Below are 10,670 nucleotides of genomic sequence, written 5' to 3' on the forward strand. Positions count from 1 at the left end.
GTTGGGGCTCAGACTTTTCCAAACCCCGGAAACGCAAAAACCCGCTTTCGCGGGTTTTTGTGAAATTCAAGATCGTGACCTTGAATTTGAATTGGTGCCCAGAAGAAGACTCGAACTTCCACGACCGTAAGGTCACCAGCACCTGAAGCTGGCGTGTCTACCAATTTCACCATCTGGGCTTCATCTTCAGCGTTGCCGCTGTTGATGTGGCGCACTATACGGAGCGCCTTTTGATCTGTAAACCCCTGATTTGATTTTAATAAATCATTTTCAGAAAAAAGGCGGGGCGCAGAATGCAAAAAAACCGCTTTCGCGGGTTTTTGTGTGAGTCTTGAAACTGATCTAGTCTCAAACTCGAAATTGGTGCCCAGGAGAAGACTCGAACTTCCACGACCGTAAGGTCACCAGCACCTGAAGCTGGCGTGTCTACCAATTTCACCACCTGGGCATCTCGTCAACGTGTGTACGTCGTCGATGGCGCGCACTATACGGAGCGCCTTTTTAACTGTAAACCCCTGCCAGCAAAAAAAAATGATTTTTTTTACCAGCGGTGTTCAAAACGCCCTCCAGGCGTCGATACAAGGCTCCAGACGCGCCTTATATAGTCGGAAATTTCCCGTTTGATGGCGCCTATGCCAAACTAACCCGCATATAGACAAGGTGAAAACTCTCTAATGGCCGATTGGCAGTCCCTCGATCCCGAGGCCGCTCGTGAAGCGGAAAAATATGAAAACCCTATTCCCAGCCGCGAACTGATCCTTCAGCACCTTGCTGATCGAGGTTCGCCTGCTGCCCGCGAGCAACTGGTCGAAGAGTTTGGTCTGACCACAGAAGACCAGATCGAAGCCCTGCGCCGCCGCCTGCGCGCCATGGAGCGCGACGCTCAACTGATCTACACCCGCCGTGGCACGTATGCGCCGGTGGACAAGCTCGACCTGATCCTCGGTCGCATCAGTGGTCACCGCGACGGCTTCGGCTTCCTGGTGCCGGATGACGGCTCCGACGACCTGTTCATGAGTCCGGCGCAAATGCGTCTGGTGTTCGATGGCGACCGTGCCCTGGCCCGTGTGTCCGGCCTGGATCGTCGTGGTCGTCGCGAAGGCGTGATCGTCGAAGTGGTGTCCCGTGCCCACGAAAGCATCGTCGGCCGTTACTTCGAAGAAGGCGGTATCGGCTTCGTCGTTGCGGACAACCCGAAGATCCAGCAGGAAGTGCTGGTTACCCCGGGCCGCAACGCCAACGCCCAGATCGGTCAGTTCGTCGAGGTGAAAATCACCCACTGGCCGACTCCGCGCTTCCAGCCGCAAGGCGACGTGATCGAAGTCGTCGGCAACTACATGGCGCCGGGCATGGAAATCGATGTCGCCCTGCGCACCTACGACATTCCGCACGTCTGGCCTGAAGCCGTTCTGAAGGAAGCCGGCAAGCTCAAGCCGGAAGTCGAAGAGAAAGACAAAGAGAAGCGCGTCGACCTGCGCCATCTGCCGTTCGTCACCATCGACGGCGAAGATGCCCGCGACTTCGACGACGCGGTCTACTGCGAAGCCAAGCCAGGCAAGCTGCGCCTGTTCTCCGGCGGCTGGAAGTTGTACGTGGCGATTGCCGACGTTTCCAGCTACGTGAAGATCGGTTCGGCCCTGGACAACGAAGCCCAGGTGCGCGGCAACTCGGTGTACTTCCCCGAGCGCGTGGTGCCGATGCTGCCGGAGCAGCTCTCCAACGGCCTGTGCTCGTTGAATCCACATGTCGATCGTCTGGCCATGGTTTGCGAGATGACCATCTCCAAGTCCGGCGAAATGACCGACTACTGCTTCTATGAAGCGGTGATCCATTCCCACGCTCGTCTGACCTACAACAAGGTCAGCGCGATGCTGGAAACGCCGAAGGCTACCGAAGGTCGCAAGCTGCGCGGTGAATACACCGACGTCTTGCCGCACCTCAAGCAGCTCTACGCGCTGTACAAGGTGTTGCTGGCTGCCCGTCACGTGCGCGGCGCGATCGATTTCGAAACTCAGGAAACCCGGATCATCTTCGGTTCCGAGCGCAAGATTGCCGAAATCCGTCCGACCACCCGTAACGACGCGCACAAGCTGATCGAGGAATGCATGCTGGCGGCCAACGTGGCCACTGCCGAATTCCTGAAGAAGCACGAAATCCCTGCGTTGTACCGCGTCCACGACGGCCCGCCACCGGAGCGTCTGGAAAAACTGCGTGCGTTCCTCGGTGAGCTCGGCCTGTCCCTGCACAAAGGCAAGGATGGTCCGTCGCCGAAGGACTATCAGGCCCTGTTGGCCAGCATCAAGGACCGTCCGGATTTCCACCTGATCCAGACCGTGATGCTGCGCTCCCTGAGCCAGGCGGTGTACAGCGCTCAGAACGAAGGCCACTTCGGCCTGAATTACGAAGCCTATACCCACTTCACCTCGCCGATCCGTCGTTACCCGGACTTGCTCACGCACCGGGCGATCCGCAGCGTGATCCATTCGAAACAGGACACCCCGCACGTTCGTCGTGCCGGTGCGATGACCATTCCGAAGGCGCGCATCTATCCGTACGACGAAGCAGCGCTGGAGCAGCTCGGCGAGCAGTGCTCGATGAGCGAGCGCCGCGCCGACGAAGCGACCCGCGACGTGGTGAACTGGCTCAAGTGCGAGTTCATGAAGGACCGCGTGGGCGAATCGTTCCCGGGCGTGATCACTGCCGTGACCGGTTTCGGGCTGTTCGTCGAACTGACCGATATCTACGTCGAAGGTCTGGTGCACGTCACCGCACTGCCGGGCGACTACTACCACTTCGACCCTGTGCACCACCGCCTGGCGGGCGAGCGCACCGGTCGCAGCTTCCGTCTTGGCGATACCGTTGAAGTGCGCGTCATGCGCGTCGATCTCGACGAGCGCAAGATCGACTTCGAGATGGCTGAAAAAACCATCAGCGCGCCGATCGGCCGCAAGAAGCGTGGCGCCGAGACAGCCGCTCCAGCAGCGAAGGTTGTGGAAGAAAAGGCTCCGGCAAAAACCGCCAGCCGTCGCCCGGCCAAGGAAAAGGTTGCCGAGGCTTATCGTCCAAGCGATGCCGTGGCGAAAAACGCCGAACTGCGCAAAAGCCGTGAAATGAAGAAGGCCTTGCTGGCCGACGCCAAAAACGGTGGTAAAGCGGCGTCCGGGGAAAGACCGGACGGTCGGCGCCTGAAAAGGCCTCCGGCGGCAAGCCAGCCAAACCGAGCAAACACCGTAAAGGCCCGCCGAAAGCGGGTTCCGCTCCAGCCAAAAGTGGCGGGGCGCGTAAACCGAAGGCGAAGTCATGAGTCAGTTGGAAAAAATCTACGGCGTTCACGCGGTAGAAGCGTTGCTGCGTCACCACCCTAAACGCGTCAAGCAGATCTGGCTGGCTGAAAGCCGCAACGATCCGCGCGTGCAGACGCTGATCGAACTGGCCAACGAAAACCGGGTCCAGATCGGTCAGGCCGAGCGCCGCGAAATGGACGCCTGGGTCGAAGGCGTGCACCAGGGCGTGGTGGCGGACGTCAGTCCGAGCCAGGTCTGGGGTGAAGCGATGCTCGACGAGCTGCTCGATCGCACCGAAGGCGCGCCGCTGTTGCTGGTGCTCGACGGCGTGACCGACCCGCATAACCTGGGCGCCTGCCTGCGTTCGGCGGATGCTGCCGGTGCGCTGGCGGTCATTGTGCCAAAAGACAAGTCGGCCACCCTGACACCTGTGGTGCGTAAAGTGGCTTGCGGCGCGGCGGAAGTGATTCCGCTGGTGGCCGTCACCAACCTTGCGCGCACCCTGGAAAAGCTCCAGCAGCGTGGTCTGTGGATCGTCGGCACGGCGGGTGAGGCCGAGGTCAGCATCTATGACCAGGATCTGACCGGCCCGACCATCCTGATCATGGGCGCCGAAGGCAAAGGCATGCGTCGCCTGACCCGTGAGCATTGCGATTACCTGGTGCACCTGCCGATGGCCGGTAGCGTCAGCAGTCTCAACGTTTCTGTTGCGACCGGCGTGTGCCTGTTCGAAGCCCAGCGCCAGCGCGGCGCCAAGGCCAAGGCGACTGTCAAAAAGGCTTAAGCCTTACGCCGATTCAAATGTGGGAGCGGGCTTGCTCGCGAAAGCGGAGTGTCAGTCGACAAAAATGTTGCCTGATGTATCCCCTTCGCGAGCAAGCTCGCTCCCACAGCGTTTTATGGCGGGGCAAAATTTTGGTGACTGTTCAAATAATCACCAATTGCCTTGCACCTCTTCAGTCCCTTCTCTACAATTGCGCCCCTTGCTGTGGCGGCAGGCATGCATGTGCCCCGCGCCAGCAAGTCCATAAGTGTCATTCACTCCTTGTCTGACCGTTTTTGAGCGGCAGGCTACAACCCGTAAGGAGCATTCATGCGTCATTACGAAATCATCTTTCTGGTCCACCCTGACCAGAGCGAGCAAGTCGGCGGCATGGTTGAGCGTTACACCAAGCTGATCGAAGAAGACGGCGGCAAAATCCACCGTCTGGAAGACTGGGGCCGTCGTCAACTGGCCTACGCAATCAACAATGTTCACAAGGCTCACTACGTGATGCTGAACGTTGAGTGCACCGGCAAGGCCCTGGCCGAGCTGGAAGACAACTTCCGCTACAACGATGCAGTGATCCGTAACCTGGTCATCCGTCGCGACGAAGCCGTTACCGGCCAGTCCGAGATGCTCAAGGCTGAAGAAAACCGCAGTGAGCGCCGTGAGCGTCGCGAACGTCCTGAGCACGATGGCAGCGCCGATGGCGATGACAGCGATAGCGACAGCGACAACAGCGATAACGCTGACGAGTAATCCACGGACCTTTTAAGGAGCCTATCAAATGGCACGTTTCTTCCGTCGTCGTAAATTCTGCCGCTTCACCGCTGAAGACGTGAAGGAGATCGATTACAAAGATCTCAACACTCTGAAAGCCTACGTATCCGAGACCGGCAAAATCGTTCCAAGCCGCATCACCGGTACCAAAGCTCGTTATCAGCGTCAGCTGGCCACCGCTATCAAGCGCGCCCGCTTCCTGGCCCTGCTGGCCTACACCGACAGCCACGGCCGCTGAGACCGGGCAGTCGACAAGTAGCAAAGGATTGAATGCATGCGTGCCTTAGCTGAGTTCATCATGCGCGGCCGTATGCAGGCCACTCTCGTAGTGGCCGGGTTTGCAACATTGCCGTTGTTGTATTGGTTGGGTGCCGCCGCCGGGAGCCTGGTGCTTCTGCGGCGCGGATTGACCGACGCCCTGGGCGTCGTGTCGCTGGGACTGCTGCCGGCATTGATCTGGTGGTTGTATGCCGATGACCCACGGGCACTTCTCGTGCTGCTGGGTTCTTCGGGGCTTGCGCTGGTGTTGCGCGCAAGCGAGTCCTGGGTCCGTACGCTGCTGGTCAGCGTAGCCATGGGGCTGGTGTTTTCAGTGGTGCTCGGGGCGGCGTTTGCGCCCCAGATCGAGATGCTGGCGCAGGCCTTGGTAAAGGTCATGCCCGCGCTTCTCGGTGATGCCTACCAACAATTGTCGGTAGACGAGCAGGCGCATTTCGCGTCGCTGATCGCACCGGTCCTGACCGGCCTGATTGCGGCTTTGTTGCAGATCGTCAGCGTGCTGAGCCTGATTGTCGGGCGTTACTGGCAGGCGTTGTTGTACAACCCGGGTGGTTTTGGTCGCGAGTTTCGCGCCATCCGGATCCCGCTGGGGCCGGCGATGTTACTGCTGGCGTTGATGCTTCTGGGCCCGAATCTCGGTGCACAGATGGCCATGTTGACGCCGTTGTGCAGTGTACCGCTGGTGTTCGCCGGGCTGGCCCTGATTCACGGGCTGGTGGCGCAAAGGCGACTGGCCGGTTTCTGGCTGGTGGGGTTGTACGTGACGCTGTTGCTGTTCATGCAGCTGATCTATCCGTTGCTCGTGGTTCTGGCCATTGTCGACAGCCTGATTGATTTTCGCGGTCGGGTGTCGAAAGACACCGATAACGCGAACGGTGAAGGTTAAAAGTTAAGAGGATTTCCACATGCAACTGATCCTTCTGGAAAAAATCGCCAACCTGGGCAACCTGGGCGACAAAGTAAACGTTAAGGCCGGTTACGGCCGTAACTACCTGCTGCCTTTCGGCAAAGCCACCGCTGCGACCGCTGCCAACCTGGCTGCGTTCGAAGAGCGTCGCGCTGAGCTGGAAAAAGCCGCCGCAGACCGTAAAGCATCGGCTGAAAGCCGTGCTGCCCAACTGGCCGAGCTGGAAGTGACCATCACTGCCACCGCTGGCGACGAAGGCAAGCTGTTCGGTTCGATCGGTACTCACGACATCGCTGACGCACTGACCGCCTCCGGCGTTGAAGTTGCGAAAAGCGAAGTTCGTCTGCCGAACGGCACCATCCGCAACGTGGGTGAATTCGACGTGGCTGTGCACCTGCACGCCGAAGTTGAAGCCACCGTACGCGTTGTCGTGGTAGCAGCTTAAGCAACACCCTGATCGACTGGCGGCTTGTCCGTCAGACGGTTAACATCGGGCACGATCCTGTTTACAGGTCGTGCCCTTTGTCTTTCTGCACTCCCTGCTTTTCCTGATTAAAAAGTGGCCATGAACGAAATCTCCGCTCCCGAGCAATACGATCTGCAAACCGCCGCGCTGAAGGTGCCGCCGCATTCCATCGAGGCCGAACAGGCCGTGCTCGGTGGTCTGATGCTGGACAACAACGCCTGGGAACGCGTGCTCGATCAAGTCTCCGACGGCGATTTCTACCGACATGACCACCGTCTGATTTTCCGTGCGATCGCCAAACTGGCCGATCAGAACATGCCGATCGACGTCGTGACCCTTGCCGAGCAACTGGACAAGGAAGGTCAGACCTCGCAGGTCGGCGGCCTCGGTTACCTTGGCGAGCTGGCGAAGAACACGCCGTCTGTCGCCAACATCAAAGCCTATGCGCAGATCGTCCGCCAGCGTGCGACGTTGCGTCAGTTGATCGGTATCAGCACTGAAATTGCCGACAGCGCCTTCAACCCCGAAGGTCGCACCGCCGAGGAAATCCTCGACGAAGCCGAGCGGCAGATCTTCGCGATTGCCGAGGCCCGGCCAAAAACCGGCGGCCCGGTGGGCGTGAATGACCTGTTGACCAAGGCCATCGACCGCATCGACACCCTGTTCAACACCGCCGACTCGATCACCGGCCTGTCCACCGGCTACACCGACCTCGACGAGAAGACCAGCGGCCTGCAACCGGCCGACCTGATCATCGTCGCCGGCCGTCCGTCGATGGGTAAGACCACCTTTGCGATGAACCTGGTGGAAAACGCCGTGTTGCGCAGCGACAAGGTGGTGCTGGTGTACTCCCTCGAGATGCCAGGTGAATCGCTGATCATGCGTATGCTGTCGTCCCTCGGTCGTATCGACCAGACCAAGGTGCGTTCCGGCCAGCTGGAAGACGACGACTGGCCGCGCCTGACCTCGGCGGTCAACTTGCTCAACGACCGCAAGCTGTTCATTGATGACACCGCCGGCATCAGCCCGTCGGAAATGCGCGCCCGGACCCGGCGTCTGGTGCGCGAGCACGGCGACATCGGCCTGATCATGATCGACTACCTGCAGCTGATGCAGATCCCGGGTTCCAGCGGTGACAACCGGACCAACGAGATTTCCGAGATCTCCCGATCCCTGAAAGCCCTGGCCAAGGAATTCAACTGCCCGGTAGTCGCCCTGTCGCAGCTCAACCGCTCCCTGGAACAACGTCCCAACAAGCGTCCGGTGAACTCCGACTTGCGGGAATCCGGAGCGATCGAGCAGGACGCCGACGTGATCATGTTCGTGTACCGGGACGAGGTGTATCACCCGGAAACCGAACACAAGGGCATCGCCGAGATCATCATCGGCAAGCAGCGGAACGGCCCGATCGGCTTCATCCGCCTGGCCTTCATCGGCAAGTACACCCGCTTCGAAAACCTCGCGCCGGGCAGCTATAACTTCGACGACGACGAGTAAGTCTGTCGTCGTCTGAAAGCCCCTGATATTTCCGACCACAGCCGTCGGAATTGGTCATTTTTTGTGCTATATTCCGCGCCCGCGATTTTGCACCTCAACACCGGTCATCGACATGCAAGCAGCCAAGCCGTTATTTGACTATCCAAAATACTGGGCCGAATGTTTCGGGCCGGCGCCATTCCTGCCGATGAGCAGGGAGGAGATGGATCAGCTTGGCTGGGATTCCTGCGACATCATCATTGTTACGGGAGATGCCTACGTCGATCACCCGTCGTTCGGCATGGCGATCATCGGCCGGCTGCTGGAGTCGCAAGGCTTCCGCGTCGGGATCATCGCGCAGCCGAACTGGCAGTCCAAAGACGACTTCATGAAGCTTGGCGAGCCGAACCTGTTCTTCGGCGTCGCGGCCGGCAACATGGACTCGATGATCAACCGCTACACCGCGGACAAGAAAATCCGTTCCGACGACGCCTACACCCCGGGTGGCATGGCCGGCAAACGTCCGGACCGCGCGAGCCTGGTTTACAGCCAGCGCTGCAAGGAAGCCTACAAGCACGTGCCGATCGTGCTCGGCGGCATCGAAGCCTCCCTGCGCCGCATCGCCCACTACGACTACTGGCAGGATCGCGTGCGCAACTCGATCCTGATCGACGCCAGCGCCGACATCCTGCTGTACGGCAACGCCGAGCGGGCGATTGTCGAAGTCGCCCAGCGTCTGTCCTACGGTCACAAGATCGAAGACATCACCGATGTGCGCGGCACCGCGTTCATCCGTCGCGACACGCCGGCGGGCTGGTACGAAGTCGACTCCACGCGCATCGACCGTCCGGGCAAGATCGACAAGATCATCAACCCGTACGTCAACACCCAGGACACTCAGGCTTGCGCGATCGAGCAGGAGAAGGGCCCGATTGACGATCCGGAAGAAGCCAAGGTCGTGCAGATCCTGGCCAGCCCGAAAATGACCCGCGACAAGACCGTGATTCGCCTGCCGTCGATGGAAAAGGTGCGTAACGACCCGGTTCTGTACGCCCACGCCAACCGCGTGCTGCACCTGGAAACCAACCCGGGCAACGCCCGTGCGCTGGTGCAGAAGCATGGCGAGATCGACGTCTGGTTCAATCCGCCGCCGATTCCGATGACCACTGAAGAAATGGACTACGTGTTCGGCATGCCTTACGCACGTGTTCCGCACCCTGCGTACGGCAAGGAAAAGATCCCGGCCTACGACATGATCCGTTTCTCGGTGAACATCATGCGTGGCTGCTTCGGCGGCTGCACCTTCTGCTCGATCACCGAGCACGAAGGCCGGATCATCCAGAACCGTTCCGAAGAGTCGATCATTCGCGAAATCGAAGAGATCCGCGACAAGGTGCCGGGTTTCACCGGCGTCATTTCCGACCTCGGCGGCCCGACCGCGAACATGTACCGCATCGCCTGCAAGAGCCCGGAAATCGAATCCGCGTGCCGCAAGCCGTCCTGCGTGTTCCCGGGCATCTGCCCGAACCTGAACACCGACCACTCGTCGCTGATTCAGCTGTACCGCAGCGCCCGTGCGTTGCCGGGTGTGAAGAAGATCCTGATTGCCTCCGGCCTGCGTTACGACCTCGCGGTCGAGTCGCCGGAGTACGTCAAGGAACTGGTGACCCACCACGTCGGTGGTTACCTGAAGATCGCCCCGGAACACACCGAGGAAGGTCCGCTCAACCAGATGATGAAACCGGGGATCGGTACCTACGATCGCTTCAAGCGCATGTTCGAGAAGTACACCAAGGAAGCCGGGAAAGAGCAGTACCTGATTCCGTACTTCATCGCCGCGCACCCGGGCACCACCGACGAAGACATGATGAACCTGGCCCTGTGGCTCAAGGGCAACGGCTTCCGTGCCGACCAGGTGCAGGCGTTCTACCCGTCGCCGATGGCCACCGCCACCGCGATGTACCACTCCGGCAAGAACCCGCTGCGCAAGGTCACCTACAAGAGCGACGGCGTGACCATCGTCAAGAGCGAGGAGCAGCGTCGTCTGCACAAGGCGTTCTTGCGTTATCACGACCCGAAAGGCTGGCCGATGCTGCGTGAAGCGCTGACCCGCATGGGCCGCGCCGACCTGATCGGGCCGGGCAAGAACCAGTTGATCCCGCTGCACCAGCCGGCCACCGACAGCTACCAGAGTGCCCGTCGCAAGAACTCGACACCGGCTGGCAGCCACAAGGTCGCGAAAGAGAAGACCACCAAGATCCTCACCCAGCACACCGGTCTGCCTCCACGCGCCAGCGACGGCGGCAATCCTTGGGACAAGCGTGAACAGGCCAAGGCCGCGGCATTCGCCCGCAACCAGCAGGCCGCCAAGGAGCGCAAGGAAGCCGCGAAAGGCAAAGGGCCGAAACCGGCACGCAAGCCGGTCGTACCGCGCTAAAACGCACTTGAGCTGAACAGAACGCCAACCTTCGGGTTGGCGTTTTGCTGATCGTTCCCACGCTCTGCGTGGGAATGCCTCTAGGGACGCTCCGCGTCCAGTGACGCAGAGCGTCACGGGCTGCATTCCCACGCAGGAGCGTGGGAACGATCACGGGAGAGGGTCAGGGGAAGGGGCTCTTCGCAACATTTGCGTGCAACTGTGCCAAACCATTTCACCGCATCGCCCGATTTTGGTGCTGTACTGCCCTAAGCATTCCGGGAAAGCGCCCAAGCCTC

Annotated in this window: 8 protein-coding genes and 2 tRNA genes; 8 read left to right on the forward strand and 2 right to left on the reverse strand. The window is 60.1% G+C overall.

From position 1 onward, the window contains the following. Positions 1–92: 92 nt before the first annotated feature. Positions 93–179: transfer RNA gene (locus LOY31_RS02745), tRNA-Leu, on the reverse strand. Between the two features lie 182 nt (positions 180–361). Then, positions 362–448: transfer RNA gene (locus tag LOY31_RS02750), tRNA-Leu, on the reverse strand. A 226-nt stretch (positions 449–674) separates the two neighbouring features. On the opposite strand from LOY31_RS02750, the gene rnr reads away from it, so the two are divergent. The 8 genes from rnr to LOY31_RS02790 all read left to right on the forward strand — a co-directional run bounded on the left by rnr (position 675) and on the right by LOY31_RS02790 (position 10,392). Beyond that, positions 675–3,365 (forward strand): ribonuclease R, encoded by a 2,691-nt coding sequence (gene rnr, locus LOY31_RS02755; RefSeq protein WP_408980462.1) that lies wholly within the window; start codon positions 675–677, stop codon positions 3,363–3,365. Then, on the forward strand, positions 3,301–4,068 hold the full coding sequence (rlmB, locus tag LOY31_RS02760; protein WP_085608504.1) for a 23S rRNA (guanosine(2251)-2'-O)-methyltransferase RlmB: 768 nt from the start codon (positions 3,301–3,303) through the stop codon (positions 4,066–4,068). The genes rnr and rlmB overlap by 65 nt, the downstream gene beginning before the upstream one ends. Positions 4,069–4,377: 309 nt before the next feature. After that, entirely contained in the window at positions 4,378–4,806 is a 429-nt protein-coding gene (rpsF, locus tag LOY31_RS02765) for a 30S ribosomal protein S6 (RefSeq protein WP_007950702.1), read from the forward strand. A 28-nt stretch (positions 4,807–4,834) separates the two neighbouring features. Then, positions 4,835–5,065 (forward strand): 30S ribosomal protein S18, encoded by a 231-nt coding sequence (gene rpsR / locus LOY31_RS02770; RefSeq protein ID WP_002551829.1) that lies wholly within the window; start codon positions 4,835–4,837, stop codon positions 5,063–5,065. 36 nt (positions 5,066–5,101) lie between these two features. After that, positions 5,102–5,992, forward strand: coding sequence for a hypothetical protein (locus LOY31_RS02775; protein WP_221535376.1), 891 nt, complete (start codon positions 5,102–5,104; stop codon positions 5,990–5,992). A 19-nt stretch (positions 5,993–6,011) separates the two neighbouring features. Beyond that, the gene (rplI, locus tag LOY31_RS02780; protein ID WP_003186385.1) at positions 6,012–6,458 is read left to right on the forward strand and encodes a 50S ribosomal protein L9; all 447 of its coding nucleotides are present in this window, start codon (positions 6,012–6,014) and stop codon (positions 6,456–6,458) included. Between the two features lie 120 nt (positions 6,459–6,578). After that, complete coding sequence (gene dnaB, locus LOY31_RS02785) at positions 6,579–7,976, forward strand: replicative DNA helicase (protein WP_007950700.1); 1,398 nt, start codon at positions 6,579–6,581, stop codon at positions 7,974–7,976. A gap of 112 nt (positions 7,977–8,088) precedes the next feature. Next, a complete protein-coding gene (locus tag LOY31_RS02790) occupies positions 8,089–10,392 on the forward strand; it encodes a YgiQ family radical SAM protein (protein ID WP_085608506.1) in 2,304 nt (767 codons plus the stop codon). Positions 10,393–10,670: the final 278 nt, after the last annotated feature.

The sequence above is a fragment of the Pseudomonas sp. B21-021 genome, from assembly GCF_024749205.1.
Classification (GTDB): Bacteria; Pseudomonadota; Gammaproteobacteria; order Pseudomonadales; family Pseudomonadaceae; genus Aquipseudomonas; species Aquipseudomonas paraglycinae.